20 protein-coding genes and 1 tRNA gene are annotated in these 22171 nt (G+C 56.9%); 11 read left to right on the plus strand and 10 right to left on the minus strand.

Annotation, left to right across the window (positions count from 1 at the left end; translation table 11 throughout):
• Window positions 1-156 precede the first annotated feature (156 nt).
• The 5 genes from Q8N00_03895 to Q8N00_03915 form a co-directional block, all read right to left on the minus strand.
• Window positions 157-351, minus strand: coding sequence for a DNA gyrase inhibitor YacG (locus Q8N00_03895; protein ID MDP2381924.1), 195 nt, complete (start codon window positions 349-351; stop codon window positions 157-159).
• Window positions 352-393: 42 nt separating this feature from the next.
• On the minus strand, window positions 394-729 hold the full coding sequence (locus Q8N00_03900) for a PilZ domain-containing protein (GenBank protein ID MDP2381925.1): 336 nt from the start codon (window positions 727-729) through the stop codon (window positions 394-396).
• A 156-nt stretch (window positions 730-885) separates the two neighbouring features.
• Window positions 886-2580, minus strand: coding sequence for a glutamine--tRNA ligase/YqeY domain fusion protein (locus Q8N00_03905; GenBank protein ID MDP2381926.1), 1695 nt, complete (start codon window positions 2578-2580; stop codon window positions 886-888).
• Between the two features lie 119 nt (window positions 2581-2699).
• Complete coding sequence (locus Q8N00_03910; GenBank protein MDP2381927.1) at window positions 2700-3101, minus strand: hypothetical protein; 402 nt, start codon at window positions 3099-3101, stop codon at window positions 2700-2702.
• Window positions 3102-3254: 153 nt separating this feature from the next.
• Window positions 3255-3797 carry a hypothetical protein gene (locus tag Q8N00_03915; GenBank protein MDP2381928.1) on the minus strand — a complete coding sequence of 181 codons (543 nt, stop codon included), beginning with the start codon at window positions 3795-3797 and terminating at the stop codon, window positions 3255-3257.
• A gap of 229 nt (window positions 3798-4026) precedes the next feature.
• Between Q8N00_03915 and Q8N00_03920 the strand changes: the two genes are divergently transcribed.
• Window positions 4027-4104 (plus strand) — tRNA-Glu (locus Q8N00_03920).
• A gap of 278 nt (window positions 4105-4382) precedes the next feature.
• Here Q8N00_03920 and Q8N00_03925 read toward each other — a convergent pair.
• On the minus strand, window positions 4383-5258 hold the full coding sequence (locus tag Q8N00_03925) for a polysaccharide deacetylase family protein (protein ID MDP2381929.1): 876 nt from the start codon (window positions 5256-5258) through the stop codon (window positions 4383-4385).
• Window positions 5259-6327: 1069 nt separating this feature from the next.
• On the opposite strand from Q8N00_03925, the gene Q8N00_03930 reads away from it, so the two are divergent.
• The 7 genes from Q8N00_03930 (at window position 6328) to Q8N00_03960 (ending at window position 12303) form a co-directional block, all read left to right on the plus strand.
• A complete protein-coding gene (locus Q8N00_03930; GenBank protein MDP2381930.1) occupies window positions 6328-7434 on the plus strand; it encodes a deoxyhypusine synthase family protein in 1107 nt (368 codons plus the stop codon).
• The gene (locus Q8N00_03935; GenBank protein MDP2381931.1) at window positions 7431-8072 is read left to right on the plus strand and encodes a thioredoxin domain-containing protein; all 642 of its coding nucleotides are present in this window, start codon (window positions 7431-7433) and stop codon (window positions 8070-8072) included. Before Q8N00_03930 ends, Q8N00_03935 begins: the two co-directional genes overlap by 4 nt.
• Window positions 8073-8148: 76 nt before the next feature.
• A complete protein-coding gene (locus Q8N00_03940) occupies window positions 8149-8418 on the plus strand; it encodes a hypothetical protein (protein MDP2381932.1) in 270 nt (89 codons plus the stop codon).
• Between the two features lie 27 nt (window positions 8419-8445).
• Window positions 8446-9885: an aldehyde dehydrogenase family protein gene (locus Q8N00_03945; protein MDP2381933.1), complete on the plus strand. Its 1440-nt coding sequence runs from the start codon at window positions 8446-8448 to the stop codon at window positions 9883-9885.
• Window positions 9886-10035: 150 nt separating this feature from the next.
• Entirely contained in the window at window positions 10036-10602 is a 567-nt protein-coding gene (locus tag Q8N00_03950) for an arginine decarboxylase, pyruvoyl-dependent (GenBank protein MDP2381934.1), read from the plus strand.
• A 22-nt stretch (window positions 10603-10624) separates the two neighbouring features.
• Window positions 10625-11557 carry an agmatinase gene (gene speB / locus Q8N00_03955; protein MDP2381935.1) on the plus strand — a complete coding sequence of 311 codons (933 nt, stop codon included), beginning with the start codon at window positions 10625-10627 and terminating at the stop codon, window positions 11555-11557.
• A 17-nt stretch (window positions 11558-11574) separates the two neighbouring features.
• Entirely contained in the window at window positions 11575-12303 is a 729-nt protein-coding gene (locus Q8N00_03960; protein MDP2381936.1) for a pseudouridine synthase, read from the plus strand.
• A 16-nt stretch (window positions 12304-12319) separates the two neighbouring features.
• Here the strand turns inward: Q8N00_03960 and Q8N00_03965 are convergent, their stop codons facing one another.
• The 4 genes from Q8N00_03965 to Q8N00_03980 form a co-directional block, all read right to left on the minus strand.
• Window positions 12320-13114, minus strand: coding sequence for an MCP four helix bundle domain-containing protein (locus Q8N00_03965; protein ID MDP2381937.1), 795 nt, complete (start codon window positions 13112-13114; stop codon window positions 12320-12322).
• A 13-nt stretch (window positions 13115-13127) separates the two neighbouring features.
• Window positions 13128-14816, minus strand: coding sequence for an ATP-binding cassette domain-containing protein (locus Q8N00_03970; protein MDP2381938.1), 1689 nt, complete (start codon window positions 14814-14816; stop codon window positions 13128-13130).
• A gap of 115 nt (window positions 14817-14931) precedes the next feature.
• Window positions 14932-16416: a TolC family protein gene (locus Q8N00_03975; protein MDP2381939.1), complete on the minus strand. Its 1485-nt coding sequence runs from the start codon at window positions 16414-16416 to the stop codon at window positions 14932-14934.
• A gap of 121 nt (window positions 16417-16537) precedes the next feature.
• Window positions 16538-17974 (minus strand): biotin/lipoyl-binding protein, encoded by a 1437-nt coding sequence (locus Q8N00_03980; GenBank protein MDP2381940.1) that lies wholly within the window; start codon window positions 17972-17974, stop codon window positions 16538-16540.
• Between the two features lie 231 nt (window positions 17975-18205).
• On the opposite strand from Q8N00_03980, the gene purE reads away from it, so the two are divergent.
• The 3 genes from purE (at window position 18206) to Q8N00_03995 (ending at window position 22133) form a co-directional block, all read left to right on the plus strand.
• Window positions 18206-18757: a 5-(carboxyamino)imidazole ribonucleotide mutase gene (purE, locus tag Q8N00_03985; GenBank protein MDP2381941.1), complete on the plus strand. Its 552-nt coding sequence runs from the start codon at window positions 18206-18208 to the stop codon at window positions 18755-18757.
• On the plus strand, window positions 18754-19932 hold the full coding sequence (locus tag Q8N00_03990; protein MDP2381942.1) for a 5-(carboxyamino)imidazole ribonucleotide synthase: 1179 nt from the start codon (window positions 18754-18756) through the stop codon (window positions 19930-19932). Before purE ends, Q8N00_03990 begins: the two co-directional genes overlap by 4 nt.
• Before the next feature lie 350 nt (window positions 19933-20282).
• Window positions 20283-22133, plus strand: coding sequence for an ATP-binding protein (locus Q8N00_03995; protein MDP2381943.1), 1851 nt, complete (start codon window positions 20283-20285; stop codon window positions 22131-22133).
• Window positions 22134-22171: the final 38 nt, after the last annotated feature.

The raw sequence follows: 22171 nt of genomic DNA on the forward strand, positions 1-22171 counted from the left end.
ATAGCAAGATGCCGTGGTCTTGCCAACTATGGAATCAGGTGAACGAGAGCGGCCTCAACAGCGTCTCGCGGTCAGTGGAGCTATTTAGGGTGGGATTGCCGAATGTGCGCTGCGGGAAGAGGGGTGGTTTCTCAGGGGGCTATGCCGCTGTACGGTTTACAGCGTGCCGGTCTCGTCCTCTTGCTCCAACGAGTCGGGAAGCGAGCTGTCCATTGTGAGGTCGGGACCTGGAATGCGATAGCGGTCGGTTGCCCAGGCGCCGAGGTCGATCAATTGGCATCGTTCAGAGCAGAAGGGGCGCCAGGTATTGCCTTCCCACGTGGTGGGTTGGTGACAGAGGGGGCAGGTCATGTCCGGCAGTATATCATGCCAAATCTGAGAATCGGTCAGCGGTTAACTCGGCTGGATCTGTGGCGGTGCGGTGATTTGCAGTAATCGGTGCAAGCGGCGCTGATCGATTTCCGAGAGGCCGAGAAATTCGACGCCAAATTCCCCGCCTTCACTCCAACGTACTGCGGCGGACTCGATCGTGATCGGTGAGCCTAAATCGGTGGCTCTGATGAGGATTCGCACGGCTATCCCGCGCTGAACCGACGACATGCTGGTGACGGCGCATCCTCTGGCGGATAGATCGAACATCGTGCCTTCGCGGATCTCCGTCTTGTTCGTGCTGGAGAAGAAGACCTGCATGTCAACGGGGACTCGTGGATATTCGCGGCACTCAATCATGCGGGACTCCTTCCGGTCTGTGGTTCCTCAGCACGGTTGCCAGGATGTACTCAGGCTAGTGTAGCAATCCCCGACCTGAGGTAAAGCAAATCATGGAAATGTGATGGCAGATGGCCTGAGGAAAGACGCTCACGAACGGGAGAAACCGACTGCCTGCTACCGGGACGGTTGCGCCTTTTCGATCTTGGCCCAGGCATCTTTCAGCGACACCGTGCGATTAAAGATCGGTGCCTCAGCCGTTGAATCTAGGTCGGTACAGAAGTATCCAAGACGCTCGAATTGGTATCGAGTGCCAGGCGTTGTTTGCCGTAAACTCGGCTCGACGAGGCAGTTTGTGATTCGCTCCAATGAAGCGGGGTTCAGATAGGTCGTCCAATCATGATCCGGCGGCACTTTTGCCAGGTCGGTCACCAACAAAGAATTATAGAGGCGGACTTCGGCTTTCACGGCATGGGCTGCGGAGACCCAATGGATGGTGGCTTTGACTTTACGCTGTTCCTGGGAGGCGCCGCTCATGGTGGTGGGGTCGTAGGTGCAATGGAGTTCCGTGATCTCGCCGGTCTGCGGATCTTTCGTCACCCCGACGCATTTAATGATGTAGGCGTACCGGAGCCGTACTTCGCGTCCTGGCGCGAGCCGGAAAAATTGCTTGGGTGGATCTTCACGGAAATCGTCTTGCTCAATGTAGAGGATGCGAGACAAGGGGACTTTCCGCCTCCCCGCCGCGGGATCTTCCGGATTATTGATGGCCTCCAGTTCTTCTGACTGGTTCTCGGGATAGTTGTCGAGGATGATTTTAAGCGGTCGCAAGACCGCCATGACTCTGGGCGATCGTGTATTCAGGTCTTCGCGAACGAAGTGTTCGAGCAGCTGCATCTCGACGGTGGCCTCGCGTTTGGCGACGCCGATATGGTCACAGAATACCCGAATCGCTTCCGGCGTATAGCCGCGGCGGCGGAGGCCTTTGATCGTCGGCAATCGTGGGTCGTCCCATCCCGTCACGAGCTTCTTGCTGACCAACTCAAGCAGCTTCCGCTTACTCATGACGGTATAGGTCAGGTTCAAACGGGCAAACTCGATCTGCCGTGGTCGGCAGGGTGCGTCAGACTGTTCGACCACCCAATTGTAGAGCGGCCGGTGATCTTCGAACTCCAAGGTGCAGATGGAGTGCGTGATCCCTTCAAGTGCGTCCGAAAGGGGATGCGCATAGTCGTAGGCCGGGTACAGGCACCAGGCGTTTCCGGTTCGATAATGCGTCGCATGTCTAATGCGGTAGAGGACTGGGTCGCGCAGGTTGATATTGGGCGAGGACATGTCGATTTTGGCTCGGAGGGTATGGGTTCCGTCGGCGAATTCTCCGGCTCGCATACGTCGAAAGAGGTCAAGGTTTTCCTCGACGGAGCGGGTGCGAGAAGGGCTATTTTTGCCGGGTTCTGTGAGAGTGCCGCGATAGCTACGCATGTCTTCAGCCGTCAACGTGTCGACGTAGGCGAGGTCTTTCTGGATCAGTCTCACGGCAAATTCGTAGAGTCGCTCGAAGTAATCCGAGGCGAAAAACATCTTCTCGTGCCAGTCGAACCCCAGCCATCGGACGTCGTCTTGAATGGCCTGAACATACTCAGGATCTTCGGTGGTCGGGTTAGTATCGTCGAATCGCAGGTGGCAGATGCCGTCCGGGGTATCCTGTGCCAAGCCGAAGTTCAGGCAAATAGATTTCGCATGGCCGATATGGAGGTAACCGTTCGGTTCAGGTGGAAAGCGCGTGACCACTCGGCTGCCATGTTTGCCGGTAGCGAGATCGGTGGTCACAATTTCGCGAATAAAGTTCGAAGCACCAGACTGGTCAGACATGCGAGGTCGTTGACTCCTGGAGATACGTGAACAAATCACCGCGGCTGTTCTACCATAAGAACGGTACAGGGGAGAAGGCCTTACGCGCCTGAGCAGGACGAGAGGGATATGGGTACGTTCTATGCGGTTTGATGAGTGGGCATCTGCATCACACTGAAGTCTTTCTGCGCGATGAGATGCCCTTCCATGCGCAGACGAAATTCATAACGCCCGGGGGCAGGGAAGACCAGAGATGGAATATTGATTCCAAAGTCTGAAATTTGAAGGCGGTCAGCGATCGCGATATTCGGGAGGGCCGCCCGGCAGACGAGTTGTTCGGTGTTGAGGTAAATCAAATCGATGTCGAAGTGATAGGTCCCTTCGGCGTCGGTGAGGCAGAAATACAGCCCCATTTGGGAATGTTGGAAGGGAAAACTCACAGCCTGTAGATGGGTGAAGAGGCCGATGAGGCTCTTTTTCCTGGTGACGCTGTCCTCAATGACCTGATCGCAGACCAGGAAGGCTTGCACGCTCGGTTTCATGATATCCGACATGCCTTGATTGTACGGAAGTTTTTCCGCTTGTCAAAAAAGATGCATGTTCTAGCAAGCGATCGAGGTGGTGTGAGTGGCCCAGTTCTTGATCGATTGGAGGCGGAAACGTGTGAGTTGAGGCTGCGGTGTTTGGGGAATGGACTACCCGATTGTGGCTGCACCGCCGCGGCTTTCCGCGACATTGCCAAATAGGGTGAGGCCCGTGCCGATGCGGCAGTAGTGCGGGCTGACGGTCACTAATTCTCCGGTATGGGCATTGAAGTGGCCTACGGTAATGCGGATCTTTCTTTTCTGGATGAGGCAGGCCTCGAACACCGTGCGTTCAGTCGTTCGGTCTGTGACGGTGACTGAAGGGGGGCTGTCCAGGGTGGTCTCGTCGCCGGCCTGTACCGTAACGGTGAAGCGGGCTGCACTATGCGCCGACAATACATTCCGTCGAATGTGACCGACCCGGGTCCCCTGGTCATCATAGAAGTCCATGGTCAGGAGCAGGGTAAAGGGATCGGGCTGCAGCTCCAGCACCACCTGCTCCTTCTTTTGGAGTTTAATGACGCCGTTCGTGTTTCGAAACACGTTTGAGCCAAGGTGGAGCTCAAGGCCCTGTTCAGGCTTTTCGAGGTCGATCAGTTCAGGGGAGTCTGTGATGCCGATAGATTTGGTTTTGGCTTGGAGCGGGTTGTTCATGTTCCACCATGAGTCTGTCGAGAGGAAGAGGGGGGCGACGACCGAAGAATCCCCTTTCTCAGAGACCCGCCGCACGTATTTTCCGCAAGGTAGGCTATGCCACCGTCCCTGTCAAGTTGCTGGTGAAGCCACGCTGGAACTGTCTGAGTCCTACTCGAAATTATCAGGAATTGAAAAGTGAAAAGCCCCTGTGCTACTGTTGCCGTTCGATTCCATGTTGTTGATGTCTGGTCCCATCGTCTAGCCTGGCCTAGGACGGAGCCCTCTCAAGGCTTAAACACGGGTTCAAATCCCGTTGGGACCACCACATTCGCTGTTCTTCAGTTTCTCCCCTCTATGGGTGATGACCATTGGGTTGATCCTCAACCAGGTCATCGCATACCTGCTCTCATTCGTACGCTTCTCCGTCAAGGAATGATCGTTCTCGTTAACGGCGTGCCTGGTATCGGCTGCATTTCGCATCGACATATGTTCGCATTTTGGTGAACTTCGAATGGGGCAGGGGAACCTCCTGACCAGGGTGACGATTGTGCCGGAACGTTTTCCTCGTGGACCGTCTCAGACGCGGGAGAGGGATACGTAGGATCAGGACTCGTTTATTTTAGAGGGGGAGGTCAACGCCATGCGGTTTGGAAGAAACGCTGAAACGCCTGACAGCCAACCTTCGAATTCGAGTTCAGTTTTACGAGTGACATCAATCAGGCGAGGAAGAAGTAGGGGATTGGAAGAACGGCTCACAAGTTGCGGGTTACCTGTCGTGGCAGACACGATGCCAGCCTCCTTCAACCAGGCGAGATGTCTAGGGTCAAATGAATTGCCAGGATAGCAAAAATGAAGAGGGCGAGCATCATGGGGCCTCATGCTGGATATCGCGCTGGCGTTGTCGTGCAGCTCTCTGAGGAAGGATGCCTTTTCAGTCGGGGCTTGATGTCTATGCGTGTGCAGTTGCACGCTCACCAGCGTGCTATCTAAAGACCCCACCTCTTCAGGTGTCATATTCGTGAGTATTCGCCGACCGACAAGGTCATCATAGTCGATACCGAGCCGTTCTGCTAAGACTCTTGCCAACGCATCCTTCTGTTCTGTGCCTAAATTGTTATCCCGCGTGTACTGTTCTATCTGTTTGAAGAGGGCTAGTCGCAGGGGGGCGTTGTTGTTTTTTAGAAATATTTGATGCCGATCTGCAGTCAACCCATCGGTATCGAGTATTTGTCCTTCCCCTTTCCACAAAATGTACAAGATCATTGGTGAAAAAACTGGGAGCCTCAACTTGCAGTAATATGTCGTCAGATATAACGTGGCAGGATAACCGAACTCCTTGAGGAGTGGGGCTCCGAGCTTAAAGAAGTCGTAAAATCCATCGTCAAACGTTATGGCGACACTTTTCGGAGGCAGCTGGCCATCCTTCAGTAATTGAAGCCCTACCTCTAAGGGAAGAACAGTATAGTTCTGTTCCTTCATGAGCATAAACCGTTTGCGGAGATGTTCAGGAGACACATATAAGTTTGATGCGACATGCTCGTCATCGAGCGAAATCCCGTGATAGCAGAGCACCAACAGGCGATTCCGTCTCCATCGACTTCGAGAGACGATCGAGGAAATCCCCAAGTGCTTAGAAAGCATTAGCGAAATGAGTTTTACCTCTCTAAGCATTGGAGTCTTCCCGTCTCGTCGAGAGAGGTGACATCGATTGTGCGGTCAGATTTCCGAGCTGCGTACGGGTAGTCCTGCAGTTGCGTGCGTATGCTGACTTGGGCCGTGCGGGCATAGACTTATGAGCGGGCACATACTTCCTACTCCAGGGTATTTACCCAGTTTCCCTTGCAGGGTACGCCTCGGGGTCTTGTCCGGTCAACTTGATTATGTGCAGGATCAATGTGGTCCCGAACAGGTTGATCAAGCCGCTGGCCAGGGGCGCAGGATCGTCGCAACGACGGGGAGAATATAATTCATAGGTTCCTCCTGGCCATGAAGTTGTGCAGGCTGAAAAGCAAGAACAGGGCCGATAGGTTGTGATGGCAGGTCATTGCCAAATCATCGAATAGTTGGGTAGGTTCTGCGTAGAAGATTAGGTAGGCCAAAAAATTGAGTGCGAGTTGTGCGAGTAGTCAGTGCGCGGACACACGGAGTTTGCGCCGGCGCACGTGGGAGCCACGGCCGCACGGCTTGATGGGCACGTAATATTCCAAGCATTGTCCGCGTAAGGGGTCCCCTCCGGGCGACCGGAGGCAGGGAGTTGTTGGCATGACATGGTTTCGTCTCCTGGGGGGTGGTCGAGGCTGGCGGCGGTTCGGGGTGCATATCTTATGAGGTCGTTGAATCGACCTCTCGATCCTTCAAAGTCTTGTTGATCTTGCGCGCTGTTCACCTCCGGCAGTTGTCGCGGCTCAAGGGATAAGTCCTGCATGCTCAGGCATGCAAGGGCGGCGAGGGGCATCTTGGGCTGCAACTTCGTTGACGCCTCTATCGCCGGTTGTGTATAAAGAATGCGCCGTTCCTCTATTCATCTCTATGGTAGGTAGACTCTCCTATGGGTGCACGCGAATTCCGTGATGGGGCGCAAGATGGACTCGAAGCGCTTGAACCTCTCGACCCGGAACAGATCGGGTCGTTCGACGGCCTGCTGACCGCCATGCGAAAGACCGCCTTCGGGGGCCGCCGCTTGGGCGAAGCCTACGAAGTGCTTTGGGCGATGATCGAGGATCCCGACTGCTTCGTCGTGTTGACGCTGTCGGGGGCGATGACCATCGCCAAAATGGGCAAGATCATCAGCGCCATGATCGACCATGGGATGGTGCAATGTGTGGTCTCGACCGGTGCGTTGATCGCCCATGGGTTGAGTGAATCGGTCGGTAAAACGCATTATCGACACCATCCGTCGATGTCAGACGAAGAACTATTCAAAAAGGGCTACAATCGGGTCTACGACACATTGGAGATGGAGTCCAACCTGAATTATGTGGAGCAGGTCGTCTCCCAGACGATGAAGCGGGTGAAGCCTGACCAGAATCTTTCCTCCGAAATTCTCACACGTGAATTGGGGCAAACGCTTGCGGAAGATTATGAGGGTGCGGGCATTCTCAAAAGCGCCTATGTGAACAAAGTCCCCGTCTTCATTCCTGCCTTTACCGACTCCGAGATGGGACTGGATGTCGGAACGTGGGCCATGGGCCGCGAGCTTGAGCAGGCTCGCGCAAAGCTGCAAGGGCGCAGCGATCTTGACGTGCTGCGGGCGATTCATGTCGCCTATCCCTCCTTCAATCCTTATCTCGATCTGAACAGCTATGCGAGCCATATTGTGTCGGCCAAAAAACTGGGGATCTTTACGATTGGCGGGGGCGTGCCGCGTAATTGGGCGCAACAGGTCGGCCCCTACATCGAGATCAGCAATTCACGGCTTGGGCTCAATGTTCAGCCGCCTCGTTTCCAGTACGGTGTGCGTATCTGTCCGGAGCCGGACTATTGGGGCGGGTTGAGCGGCTGTACCTACCAGGAAGGTATTTCCTGGGGCAAGTTTGTGCCGCCGGAAGAAGGCGGGCGCTTTGCCGAAGTCTTGAGCGATGCCACGGTCGTCTGGCCTCTTCTCATGGTGGCATTGCTGGAGCGCGCCAAAGCAAAACGCGCGCTACGCACATGACGAAGGCCTATCTTTTTCGCACAGTCGCCGCCCTGTCGTTGTTGGTAATTTTGTCCTCGACTCAAGTTCGTGCCGGATCTGCCACGGAGGATGGACGAGCCAGAGGGCGCGCTGACGCACCGATCACCTTGATCGAGTATTCCGACTTTACCTGTGGCTGGTGCGTGAAGTTCTTTCAGGCGACGTGGCCTCGGTTGCAAGCCAAGTATGTCGATACGGGCAAGGTGCGTTTCGTCTATCGAGACTATCCTCGAGCCGATCAGGGGGTCGGTGTTGAGGCAGCCGTGGCGGCACGTTGTGCCGGAGCCCAGGGAAAATATTGGCCGATGCATGACCGGCTCTTTAGCCAGGGAGGCCGGCTGGACTCAGGGCTGTTCAAAGGGTACGCGAAGACGATTGGCTTGGAGCAGGCGTCGTTTGCGAAGTGTTTCGACGAGCGGCAATATCTCGAATCCATTTTCCAGGATCGTCAAGAAGCGAATCGGTGGGGATTTCATGGGACTCCCGGTTTTATTCTGACTCGGACGGTCGGTGGACCGACCGAGAAAGAGCCGGCTATCGCGATCCCAGGCGCAGTTCCGTTCGAGGATTTTGCCGAGGAGATTGAGCGCATGTTGGCCACTGCCCCACGTCCCTAAGGAGCTCCTACGGAGCCTCATGGGACGACGGTGGTGACGCAGAACAGTCAGTCCATCACTCACGAAGGATTACCCGATGTCTGTTACACAATCGTATTGGTCTGTTCCGCAGCGCGCAGGGGAGCCAGCTTACTGGGTCTGTATGTCCTGCTTGTCAGAAGCCTTTCATCTCAAGGTGCCGATGCCGGATTGCCCGACGTGTCACGGGGTCTCAACCTATGAGGCTTTCACGCTTGAGGCCATTCGCGATTGGGGCACAGAGGAGCTGATTGCCAAAGCCGGTATCGCCCAACAGACGGCCAGCCTTGAGTCTGTTCCCACAGTATCGGGTCAGTCCGCCGACTAAGTCTTCACCACCCTCGGAGCATTTTCCGTGCAGGGACCACGTCCATTTTTGATTGGAGGCCTGTGGCGGCACGGGGAGACTGTCGCTCCCGTGAATAATCCCTATACAGGGCAGCGGCTCGCCGAGGTGTCGACCGCGAGTTCCGTCGATGCCGAGGCTGCGATCCAATCGACGGTCGATGCCGCTGTCGAGATGGCCGCCCTCCCGTCCCACGCCCGTTATCAGGCGCTACAAAAAATCGCAGGCGGGCTCTATGCCCGACGTGAGGAATTTGCCAGGCTGATGACGGCTGAAGCGGGCAAGCCGATCGCCGATGCGACGCGTGAGGTGAGCCGGGCCGTCCAGACATTCACCATTGCGGCCGAAGAGGCGAGGCGCATTCCTGGCGAGGTGATCCCCCTCGACTGGACGCCAGGGACGGATTCCCATCTCGGCATTCTTCGCCGGGTTCCGATCGGTCCGGTACTCGGAATCACCCCCTTTAACTTTCCGCTGAACCTTGTCGCTCACAAGGTCGCGCCAGCGCTGGCCGCAGGCAATTCCATTCTCATCAAGCCGGCGCCACAGACACCCCTCACTGCCTTACTGCTGGGCGAAGTCGTGCTGGAATCCGGGCTTCCTCCTGGCGCACTCAACGTCCTGCCCTGCGACAACCGAGTGGCAGAACAGCTTGTCGTCGACCCTCGGTTCAAGCTTCTGAGTTTTACCGGGAGTGCGGCCGTGGGATGGATGTTGAAGGCCAAGTGCGGGAAGAAGAAGGTGGTATTAGAGCTCGGCGGGAACGCGGGCGTAATCGTGGAACCCGATGCCGATCTGGAGGTTGCCGCACAGCGTTGCGCAGCCGGTGGGTTCGGCTATGCCGGTCAGACCTGTATTTCCGTGCAGCGCATCTTGGTCCATCATTCTATTGCGGACCTGTTCACGACGAAACTGCTGTTACAGGTAGCGCGTCTCAAAGCCGGCGATCCAAGCGACCAGTCGACGGTGGTTGGCCCACTCATTGATTCGGCCGCGGCCCATCGTGTCGAGGCCTGGGTCGAGGAAGCCGTATCGCAGGGGGCGCGAGTGCTGCTAGGCGGAAAACGGATGGGCTCGGTGGTGGAGGCGACGGTGCTTTCCCACGTGACGCCAACGATGAAAGTATCTTGTCAGGAGGTATTTGGACCGGTGGTGACCGTGACCCCCTATCGTCACTTCGACGAAGCGATCACGGCGCTCAACCAGTCAGACTATGGACTTCAGGCCGGGGTCTTTACTCAGAATGTGAATGCGATTTTTCATGCGTTTCGGCATCTTGAAGTCGGGGCGGTGCTGGCCAACGAGATTCCGACGTTCCGGGCCGATCACATGCCCTACGGGGGCGTCAAAGACTCGGGAATCGGTCGCGAAGGGGTCCAGGCCGCGATCGAGGACATGACCGAGCCCCGCATGCTGGTGTTAAATCTCAGGCCGCCCGTAGGGGCCTAAGGAAAAAAAACGTCGCGGGATATTGCGAAGCGGCGCCAATCTTGGTACAACAGCGACCCTGTGCTTATTAGAAGGCGCACTGTGGGCGCGCATCTCAGTCAGCCATGCGTCCGTCACCTAGTTGCTTGGATAACGTAAGGAGAAGAGACGATGGTACCTACGCAGATGTTTCTCACTCGAGGCGTCGGAGTCCATAAAGAAAAGCTGGCCTCCTTCGAGGAAGCCTTGCGTAGTGCTGGCGTTGCCTATTGTAACCTCGTCACGGTGTCGTCGATTCTTCCGCCGAATTGCAAAATTATTCCGCGCGTGCGCGGCGAGAAATTACTGAACCCCGGTGAAATTACGTTCTGCGTGATGGCGCGTTCGGAAACGAATGAACGGAATCAGCTGGTTTCCGCGTCGATTGGAGTCGCGGTCCCGACGGATCGCCGGACCTATGGCTACCTGTCCGAGCACCATGCGCATGGCGAAACAGATGAAGAAACGGGTGAATATACGGAAGACTTGGCAGCGCAGATGTTGGCCACGACGCTTGGGGTCGAATTCGATCCGGACATCGCCTGGAAAGAACGGGAACAAGTCTTCAAGATGGCGGGTAAGATCGTGCGGACCCAAAACATCACTCAGTCCGCAATTGGGAAACCCAATCGCTGGACGACGGTAGTGGCGTTGGCTGTTTTCATCCCGGAAGAAAATATTCCGAAGCGGCGTCGGTAGCCCTGCCCGTGAGCATTCGCCCATGACACTTCCTGCCGGATGGGAAGGTATCGAGCAGAACTTCCTTGGGCTTGAAGAGCCATGGTGCCATCCTGATCAGGCGGGCGTCTATATCCTCCCTGCGCCCTACGAACATACCTCCAGCTATGTGTTAGGATCCGATCGAGGGCCCTCCTCGATCATTGAGGCGTCCCAACAAGTCGAGTTGTACGACGAAACACTGTGTTGTGAGCCTTATCGCGAATGGGACGGGGTCGCCACCATTCGCTCGCTCGACCTTGAGGGTAAAGTCGATCGGCAGGCGGTGGATGCCATCGAGGCTTTCGTCACACCGCATGTCGGGACCGGTCGGTTTATCGTGACCTTAACCGGTGAACATACCGGTGCGTTGGGGGCGATTAGAGCCCATGCCCGCCGCTATCCTGATTTGTGCGTGGTGCAAATCGATGCCCACGGCGATTTGCGGAAAGCCTACCAGGGAAACCCCTACAGCCACGCCAGCGTCATGGCACGTGTGGTCGATGACGGACTACCGTTGGTTCAAGTCGGGATTCGGTCAATTTCTCCAGAAGAAATCGATCGTATTCAGAGCACCGATCGGATTGCGACGTTCTTTGCCGCCGACATTCTTGACCCGTCAGGGCCTTACGAGGGCAAGGCTTCTCGCTGGGTTCCTGAGGTGGTCAAGGCCTGTCGCGGGCCGGTCTATCTGACGTTCGATTGTGACGGGCTTGATGCCTCGCTGGTTCCTGCGCTCGGCACTCCTGAGCCAGGTGGATTGGGGTGGTACGATACCCTGAATCTCATCACCGCGTTGGCCAACGGCCCAGGCATCCTCGGGATGGATATCAGCGAGATTGCTCCAATCGAAGGGTTCGTCGCTCCGCAGTTTTGTATTGCCCGCTTGATTTACCGCATGTTGGGGCGAATTAAAGCGGGCCGTCGCGTTCACTGAAACGGCATGCGTACCCTGTGACCGACCAGCTTCGTATCAATAAGTTTTTCACACACCATGGCATTTGCTCTCGGCGAGAGGCCGATCGCTTGATTGAATCCGGCCGCGTGACCATCAATCAACGGGTGGCTTCTTTGGGAGATAAGGTCAGCCCTGAGGACGTCATCGCACGAGACGGACAGGTGATCCCATGGGGAACGGCCTCGGTCTATATCAAGTATCACAAGCCTGTCGGCGTGACGACGACCAGCGAGTCGCATGTGGCTCGTAACATCATCGCAGAGATCGGCCACCCTGAGCGAATTTTCCCCATCGGCCGACTCGACAAGGACTCGTCCGGTCTCATTCTGCTCACGAACGACGGAGATATCGTGAACGAGATTCTCCGAACCGAGCATGGGCATGAGCGGGAATATGAGGTATCAGTCGATCGCCCGTTTGACCAGGCATTCGTTGATCGTATGGCTCAGGGGGTCGACATTCTTGACCGTCCGACCAAACCCTGCCGGGTTGATCGGCTCGGTCCCGCACGGTTCCGCATCATTCTCACAGAAGGACGCAATCGACAGATCCGGCGCATGTGCCTAGTCTTGGGGTATCGGGTGCTCATGTTGCACCGTGTCAGGATCATGCATCTGACGCTTGGTGGATTAGCCTCGGGGGCCTGGAAACCGCTCACCGACGAGGAACGCGCACAGCTCTTTCAGGCAGTCGGACGAGGGAGTAGTCACGGCGTAAACGGGTAGGCAGACTCAGGACGAATTATTCCTGACGGAGTACCGCCGCGGGGATGTCATTGGCCAGCGGACTCGGGATGGGGCTGTGGCCGGAACTGATCTCGCGTTCGTCCTGGCCATCAATGTGCAGGGAGGTTCCTCTACGCTGTCTGGTGAAAAAGAGATTCAAGAAGGCGATGAAGAAACTTCCCCCCACGAGCAACAGGCTTGTGCGCTGGATCGCCAGGGTGCCCTCATCGCGCATGTCTTTCGCCACATCCGCCACAGTGTCTAGCAGCCGATCCAGCGCGAGGCTGACCTGAATCATTTTCGGGCCTGCGTTGTCGGAGGCATGCTCTTCCGCTTTTCGCCTGATGGCTTCCCGTTCTGCCGGAGAGACGGCGGTCCATTCTTGCGTCAAGAGTTGTATGGTCGTGCTGGCTACCGAAAAATACTGATCGAGACTGCGCCGGACCGCCTCGATATCCTCAGGCTCACTGCGCCCGCTCCGTGAGACGCGCAGCCCCGCAGCCGCATACCGGTCTACGGCATGCTGAATTCTCGCGCGTTGTGCGGGCAGGGATTCCGTGATTCGCTCGAAGTCCTTCTGGCTGTTCGCTTCGAGCGCGCGGATAATGGTGTTCCGGTACCGCATGATGTCTGCGGAAATATGGGCAAGGTCGGTGGCCCCGAGTGTGTACTCGGTATACATAATGCGTAAATCCTGATCGACGCTGCTCAGGGCTTGCCCGCTGAGCCATCCCAGGCCGGCCACGAGGAAGCTGATCAATAGTTGTGAGGCGCTGGGACGAAATGATCGAAAAAATGTTGTCAGTCCCACTCTGTTCCCCTACTTAATCGAGAATGATTCGTCGATCGACGTGCGGTGTGAGATTCGGATCGTTCGACACAAAGATCACCGACCAAGGTTCGTCTTTTGAACAGAGCCGTCGCAAGACGGTCTCGCGCATGGCCGGCTGCATATTGTGGATGATGCCGTCAAAGATCAGAATTTGTGGACGGGCGAGAATCGCGCGTGCGAGTAAAATCCTCATGATATGAGTCGGGGTAAGAACTTTCCCGGGGGCTCGGACGTGGGTCTTGAGTCCCTGGGGGAATGCGTCGACGTCGTCTTCGAGCTCGGTAAAGCGCAACGCCCACCGGACGTCGCCGTACGGAATATAGGATCGTCCCAACAGGATGTTGTCCTCGATCGTGCCCTCGAACAGCGAGAGCTGGGAATCGATCATGAACCCTCGACAACGATTGATCGCCTGAAGATCGAGGTGTCGAAGGTCTACCCCGTTATAGCGAAGGACCCCGCCGGTTGGCGCTTCCAGTCCTGCCAAGACTCGTGCGAGTGCCGTTTTGGCTACCGCCGTACTGGCGTAGACGCCGATTTTTTCGCCGGGGGTGACTTCAAGGTTGAAGTGTTCGAAGATCGGTGGCAGCCCTGGGTGGATGACGGCGAGGTCTTTGCTGGTCACGCGAATGCCGTGAATGGTGGGATCCGGCAGTGGGACGGACAGGGTGGCGGAGGCTTGGTCTTTCGGAAGCGAGAAGAAAAAGTCGAGTTCGTTCAAACCGGTGAGGAAGTAATAAATATGTCCCATACGTTTGACGACGGCATCGAAACTCAGGAGGAGCCCGCTGACAACCACCTCGGCGGCTACCAGTTGCCCGAGCGTCAATTGGCCGATGGACAACAACCATCCGGCAGTGGCAAGGAGTCCGCTGTGGGCGATGGCTTGCCAGCCGACCGATGCCAGGTACTGGCGAATCAGAATGCCGAATCGAGTTTGTCTGGTTTCGACGTACGACTGGACTAGCTCATCGGTCCTTCCCGTCAGTAGCGCTTGACTATCCGCGGCTTTGAAGTGCAACAGATTAAACGAGATCTCCTGCAGCCAATGCAGGGTGTCGTATTTTGCATGGGACGTGTTGATGGTGGCCTTCAGCCCTCCATGCGACATAAGAAAAAAGACGACGGTAAACCCTGCCATGAGTAAGGCGTTATACAGCAGGAAGTAGGGATGATAAAAGACCAGGATGGTCATGCCGACCGTCCCGCCCACGATGACATTGATCAGGTCAACGAGGAGGACGGAGAGCGCCCGTTGGATAAAGACTGTCTCCACGAAGTAATTGGCATAGCGGGGCTTAAACCCTGAAATTTGCAGTTGGGGTAACTGTTGGGCCATCCCGAGGGCGACCCGAGCGAAGATCCGGCGCTCCAACACTTCGACGGAGTAGAACTGTAAGGCCCGAAACGCTCCGACGAACATGAGCCCGGCCACCATCACCCCCGCGAGGGTGACAATGGTGATGGGCTGAATGGCGAAGGCAAACGTGTTGACGAGCTCTTGGACTGTGAGAGGGACAATGAGAGAGAAGAGTCCGATGGCGAGTGAATAGGAGACGATCAGGGCGAGGATCCGCCGCTCCAAGCGGAAGAGGACGCCCAGGCATGCGAGCATCGATTGGAATAGATTCTGTTGGTGGCCGACCTGACTTTGCACGGAATCTGCCTTCTTCTTCGGCATGGTCCTGCCTCTCGTTGCACTGCGTGAGAGGGGCAGGACCATGCCGATATAAGGGAATACGCGCGTTATGCGCTCACGCTATCAAAGCAGTGAAAGAAAAGCCACTTCTTCTCAATCAATCTCTTGCGCGATAGGTCACGGGAGTCACAAACGGTGTGGTTCTAGCCCAGGCTCCGATGGCCCATTGGTACAAGGCCTGGGCCTTCTGATAGTCCGCCTTGGCGCGGATGACCTGGACTTCTGAGTCGACCGAATTCCGTTCGCGTAAATTGACGAAGAGGACACTGGTGGCTCCAAGGCTAAACCGGAAACGCTCCCCTTCTTCAAGGGTTTTGGCCAGGCGGAGGGATTCCGCCGCGGTCGCGACACGTTCCTTGGCACGTTCGAGAGCAGAGAGGGCATTATCGACGTCGATGAGCACTTGTTGCTCGCGGAATTGCTGCATGAAGACAAATCGATCTGCCTTGCCTTGCGCTTCCAGGACTTCGCCGCGGCTCTTTCGCTGGAGGATCGGAATCTTGAGTTCCAGTCCAAAGCGGTAGCCGAGCCCCAGCACGAACTTCTCCGGCGCACGGGCGGGCGCTGCCTCAGCATCCAGGCTGGGGAGGAGGTTGTTCTTGGCCAGCTCCAGATCGATGTTGTTGAGTTTAGCTTCGATGCCGATTTCCTTGACCTCCGGCCGATCGACTTTCGCTTGGAGTTTATGGGCAATGATCGTGTCAGGCGCCGGCACGAGCATCGCCGACGGAAAGTTCGGGGCTCGATCCAGAGGCGGCGGGACGGGCGCATTATTATCCCAGAGGAACATGGACAGCTTCAGCTGTTCTTGCTCTACCAGCCGCTGCACGGCGATGGCCACCTCGCGGCGGCGCTGCACTTCCTGATTGGCCTCGACCACGTCGAGCGGCGCGACGGCCCCTGCCTTGGCGCGGCCCTCGACCTGTCGATACCGGTCTTCGGCCACTCCTACGGCCCGGCGCTGCACCTCCGCAAGTTTTACTGCAGTGACCCAATCCCAAAACTGTGTGGCTGCGGCAAGAAACAGGTCCTGTCTCGTTTGAGAGATCTGCACCTCGGCCTTTGGGTCGGCCAGTTCGGATCGTTGGAGTTCGGCATTCTCGGGATTTACCATGAGGCCTCGAAGCAGCGGGATGAAGCCTCCGAGGAGGACTTGGTTGTTGCCTCCGCCGAATGAAAGATCGGGAATCTTGGCATTGCCGATGGCTTCACGGACTCCGGCACTGTAGCGGAAGCCCCAGGGGTGGCGGGCCTCGATAAGCGTGTCGTTGAATCCCACCGTTTGGGTGCCTTTGCCCGGGTTTGAACTGGAGATGAACCGCTCAAGCTCCGTATCGTTGATGAGGGTGGGCTCAAAGGCGCCTAGGGCCTTGAGCATTTTCCCTCGCGCCATGGTTTTCTCTGTACCGGCTCCCCTGAGGAGTGGGTGCGAACGATCGATCCAGGCGTGAATCTCATCGACGCTCAAGGGAATCGGCGGGAGCGATTTCGATTTCATCGGCTCTTCCGCAGAAGTGGGGAAGGGACAGAGCCCGATCGAACCCAGGAGCAGTACGACTGGAAGATAGTGACGGGAATGCATGAGACAGACTCCTTTCGTCAGATAGGCGAGGGACCGCTGCGAGGATTAGACCCAGCGCGGAAGGGCGATGTCGGTTGTGGTGCAGGCATATCGAGACGAGATACCACGTACTGCGTCGAGCTTATTTCGCACCTCGCCCTGCTTTTGGCAAGAGCGTGTCGATGAGGCTCGGTGGGCGTTCTTGATAATCCGGCGGGAAGAGATTGAAGCGCCGCCAGATCTCGTACCACAGGGGGACCCGGTTTAAGATGACCCATCCCATGGCTTTGGTCCCCTGGCGGACATGTTCTTGTGGAGGCCAGGCCCGATCGTCTGGATCCGGGACTACCCAGAAACGAAAGTTTCCCTTGCCGTCGTCGACTTGGTCGATGACCTTGATGACGCCACCATAGGTTCCTGCCATGATCTCCGGCCAAGCTGGGAGAGGAATAGCTGGAATCCCATAAAACAAGACGCGTACCTTCCGGCCTACGTTGAGCAGCGGGGCGTCCATTCCGTCAGCCACCATCTCAAGGGCTTTGTCGGCACTCGCCGGAGAAAGCATCACGAGTTTGTCCCCGGGGCGGACGGTCTCACCGGCACCGGCTTGAGCCATCTTTACCACGGTGCCATCGATCGGGGAGAGGACGTGCCCGGCGAGCCGGCGTTGTTCCGCGTTGGACATCCGCAGTGAGACATCGGCCAGTTGATCGGTGGCTTTTGCTGCTTCGCCGATAGAGGCCTCACGGGCCGCTTCTGCGTCGAGCAATCGTTGCAGGACTTCTGCGCTGACCTGGTCGCGGCCGAATCCGAGAGCCTTCATGGCCTGTTCTGCTCCCTTGAGGTTGGCTTGTGCTCCGCTCAGATCGGCTTTGGTGGCCAGCGCCGATTGAATGGTCAACTCGAGTTCGCGTTGCGACACGAGGCCCTGTTCCGCTAACTGTTTGTGCCGGTCCATATTCAACTCGGCTGTTGCGACCGCAATTTTTGCTGCTTCGACTTTCTGGTAGGCCTCCCGGACCTTATTCTCAGATTCGATCACGCGTGCCTGGGCGGACGGGACCGCGGACTTAACGAGGTTCTGCATCTCCTTGATCCGTTTATCCAATTGTTCGGCGCGGGCGAGCGCCGCCTTGCGACTTTGATCCAATGCCTTGCGTCGTTGGTCTAAGAAGGAGAGGAGGTCCGGAGACATGAAACTGGGGTCGTAGTCCTCCAACTCAAGAATGAGATCGCCTTGCTTGACGCGCACCCCCTCAAAGATGTGCCACTTCTTGATCCGTCCGGTAATCTGCGCTTCAATATACTGCGGACGTTCGGAGGGCGTATAGGCGGAGAGTTGTCCGCTGACGGTAATCGTCTGAGTCCAAGGCACGAAGGCGATGATCAAGAGAAACAGGAGTACGAGTTTGATGGCGAGGCGCGAAGAAAATCGAAGCCGCTCGGGGATTTGGACCGCTTCCCAGGACTGAAGTTTTCTGGAGGTCGCAAGTTCGTCGATGCCGATCTCATCCAGGCCGGTGCCCCGCCTGACGAGGGAGCGAACTTTGTTTCGCAAATCCTGTGTGAAGCGTGCCACCGATTTCTCCTCGACAGAGGCAGAGAAACTTCTATCACGGCTCCATCATAGTGGAAAGCCGATCACCCGGTCAATTTCTCTACGGGAATCGGCTTGTGCTGGTAGGGCCTGCTTGACCATCCTTCAGAGAGTCGATAAGGTGGGGGCTCCGTTGAAAGCCACAAGTCAGAGACCCATGAGAGAAAGGCCCGTGCGACTATGCCTCGTCTCAGTAGAGGACCCCAACGACTATTGCAACTAAAAACGGTGGATCGCTCGCATCCCTTGGTCGGGGTGTTGGGCGGAAGTAAATCCGATTTTCCGATTTTAGAGAAGGCCGTGGCGATGCTGACGGATCTGGGGGTTCCAAGCGAACTCCTGGTTGTCTCGGCGCACCGGACTCCGGATCGCTTGTTCGCCTATGCAGAACAGGCTCCCGACCGGGGGATCGAAGTGATTATTGCCGGAGCCGGCGGGGCGGCCCATCTCCCCGGGATGCTGGCTGCGAAGACGCATCTGCCGGTCATTGGAGTGCCGATCCCGACGGAGAATCTTCGCGGACTGGACTCCCTCCTCTCCATCGTACAGATGCCACGAGGGATCCCCGTCGCCACCGTGGCGATCGGCGGGGCGGAGAATGCCGGTTTGCTGGCGGCGCAAATCTTGGCAGGCCGGTATCCAGCGATTGCCGACCGTGTGAAGTTATTCCGTCAAACACAGACGGACAGCGTACTCCAGTCTCCTGAGGCGAAGGGCCTGGTGGTCAACACGAAAGGCTCAGGCCGCCCGAGTCGCCGGCCGTGAAGGCAGAGGTCGTCGAGCCAGGCTCCGTTCTCGGTGTTCTGGGCGGCGGACAATTGGGCGCCATGTTCACCATGGCCGCTCGCCGTCTTGGTTATCAGGTCGCCGTGTGGGACCCCGATCCAGAGGCGCCTGCCCATCGTTTTGCCACACACAACTTTTCAGTACCCTTTCACGATCAGCCCAGTCTTGTGCGGTTTGCCGACCTGGTCAGCGCCGTGACCTATGAATGGGAAAATATTCCTGCGGAACTCTGTCGTGCGTTGGAGCAGCGGAAACCGGTTCGTCCGTCGAGTGCCGTCCTAAACGTGATTCAGGATCGCCTCGAACAAAAGGGGTTCTTGGCCTCCAACGGATTCCCCGTTCCTTCGTTTGCCACCCTGACAGCACCCGATCAATTAGCGGCAACCGTCCGACAGGTTGGCTATCCCGCATTCTGTAAGACGGCGACGGCCGGTTATGACGGCAAAGGCCAGTGGCGCATTGGTCAGGAGTCCGATGTGCAGGAGGTGGAGCGGGCATTATTGGAATCCGTCCGCCCCGGCATGCGGTGGATCGTGGAGTCGTATGTGCCGTTTGAACGTGAACTCTCGATCCTGGTGGTCCGTGGATCGGATGGGCAGAGTTGTACCTATCCGTTGGCTGAGAATGCACATGAAGAGGGGATACTTCGGACCACCATGGTGCCGGCGTTGACCTCTCTCATTCTGGCCGAACGAGCGGCCGCTCTTGCACGTCAGGTCGTGGATCGTCTGGAAGGGGTCGGGGTCTTCTGCCTCGAATTATTTCAGCTGCCTAGCGGAGAACTGCTCATCAACGAAATCGCGCCTCGGCCCCATAACTCCGGCCACTATACGCTTGATGCCTGCAGTGTGTCTCAGTTTGAGCAACAGGTTCGTACGGCGAGTGGGATGCCGCTTGGTGAAGTGCGTTTGCTGAGCCCTGCCGTTATGGTGAATCTCATCGGGAATGATGTCGCGGCGATTACACATGGATCAGGCTGTCGAGCCTTGCTGGGTATCCCAGGTGCGGTGCTCCACCTCTATGGTAAACGTGAGATTCGTTCCCGTCGCAAAATGGGACATGTCACGTTTCTCGGCGAGACCGTCGGTCTTGCGCTCGATCGTGCGAAACCATTTCGTGACGGCCTGGCGAACGGTTTCCTCCCCTCAGCATAAACACCTTCATGGATCAGTCTGGTTCCTATCCGGCATCAACCGAGAGGATGCTGTCGGGTGAGCCAACATTATCGGCCTCGGTAATCAGGCAACGCCAATCTGAGAGCCGCTTTCTGGCCATCAGGTACCGTTCTATTTTGTGACTTGCTGTAGGGGGATGGATAAAATGGTCCACCTTCTCAGTGCGTCGTTACTGGGAATGGCGGGGTTCTCCTCTGTTGGGGTATCGGTACGGGACTTGCTCCACTCTGAACTGGTTGCAGGAAAACGATGTTGGCACGAGAGGCCACGACCGGTGGACTCGCTCAGCATCCTGTGAGTCTTTGGTATCCCAACAGGAGATGATGCAGATGAGCAGTTGCGCGGTTCCTTCTGAAAATCGTGCTGAGCCGCTGTTGGATGACTCGCGGTACGAGAGTGCAATTTCACGTCCACGATATGTCGTGCTTCAGTCGCTGGTTGGGGTCATGTTGGCCTACCAGCTATTATCAGGAGGAGAGCTTTTCGCAAGCCATGTGACGAGCGAAGTGATGGTCGGCGGGTTGGCGGCGATGGTGCTGTGTCTGTTGTTGGTGCCGCTCTCAATTCTACAGGCTTCATGGTTCAGCGGAGCGCTGATCGGGATCGATACGCTGTTCGTCACTGCGACAATCTACCTGTCCGGTAATGCTCGCTCGGATCTCTATCTGTCGTATTTCCTGCTCATGCTCATTGCCGCTTCGGTGCGGCGGCTCTCCCACGTGATCGCCTTTTCCCTGCTGCTCTGTGCCGGATATGGATTCACCCTCTATCAAGGGGTCGTCCAAACTGGTTCATTGACGGTCGGGCATCTGATGGGGGTGCCGGTATTATTGGTGATGGCAACATTCTACGGACTCGCGTTGCAAACAATTGGGACTGAACGGCAACAGAAGTCATTCTTGATGGAGAGTATCGAGACCTTGAAAGAAACTGAGCAGGCCTTGCAGGGTTCGCGTGACCAGTTGGAGGCCCGTATCAAGGCGCTCAAGGGGGATCTCTCACGAGCGAATGAGCAAGTCCGGCAGGAGCAGCAAGAGCGGCAAGGTCTGGAGACGCAATTACTTGAAGCGCAGAAGATGGAGGCGATCGGTCGAGTTGCCGGTGGGATTGCCAGCGAACTCAATCATCTGGTGTCCGTGATCGGGCGGCAGACGGGCGTTGTCCTCTCCTCTCTCAAGGCGGGCGACCCGCTGTATCGGCCGGTCGATGACATCTTTCGGAGTGGAGGCCGGGCAGCAGCCCTGACGGCGCAATTGTCCGGACTGGGCCTCCATGACGGCCACTTTCGGCAGGTGCTGTCGGTCAAGGCCGTGCTGGAGGAGATTCGTGGGGTGATCAGAGGGTTGCTGCCTGCGTCGATTGAGCTGGATCTAGTCATCGACCATGCACCGATGGATGTCGAGGTTGACCGTGAAGGACTCGAACAGGTTCTGCTGCATCTTGCGGTCAATGCGCGGGAAGCCATGTCACAGGGAGGCCGGCTTCGGATTGAAGCGAAGCCTCTGTCCAGTGGGCATGAGACTGTATCGGTGAGTGGTGAGGGGAGGCATCAGTCCAAGGTGCTGATTCAAGTGAGCGATACGGGAAGCGGGATGAGTCTCGAGACCCAGTCGCACATGTTTGAGCCCTTCTTCTCCACAAAAGAAATGAATGTGGGACTTGGACTCACCGCAGTCTATGGCATCGTGAAACAAAGTGCAGGCCAGGTCGAGGTGGTGAGTCAGCCAGGCCAAGGCACCGTGGTGCGGGTGGTGTTGCCCCGTGCCCCACAGGGTCGGCCGCTCGCGCCATCGCTTCAGCCTCAGGTTTCCGCCAAAGGCCAGGAGACGGTGCTCTTGGTGGATGCAAATGAAATTGACCGCAAGCTCGCACTCTCCACGCTATTGCGGCATCGCTATCAGGTTTTGGAGGCGAGCTCGTCCGTTGAAGCGTTGCTGCTCACGCAGCAACATCCTGGATCCGTCCATGTGACCGTGAGCGATCTCATCATGCCGGAGATTGGTGGGCGTGACTTAGCCACACGGTTGCTGGCGCAACATCCGATGATGAAACCGCTCTTCGTCTCTGGTTATGATGATCAGGCGATGGTATCGCATCGACTCAACCCGAAATACCTCTTGCGGCGCCCCTATCGACAAACTGGGTTGGTGGAAAAGGTGCGTGAACTGCTCGATGCATGAGTGATGGGTGGTTTCTTGGCTCTGTTTGGCTCATCCGG

This window comes from Nitrospirota bacterium (assembly GCA_030684575.1).
Classification (GTDB): domain Bacteria; phylum Nitrospirota; class Nitrospiria; order Nitrospirales; family Nitrospiraceae; genus Palsa-1315.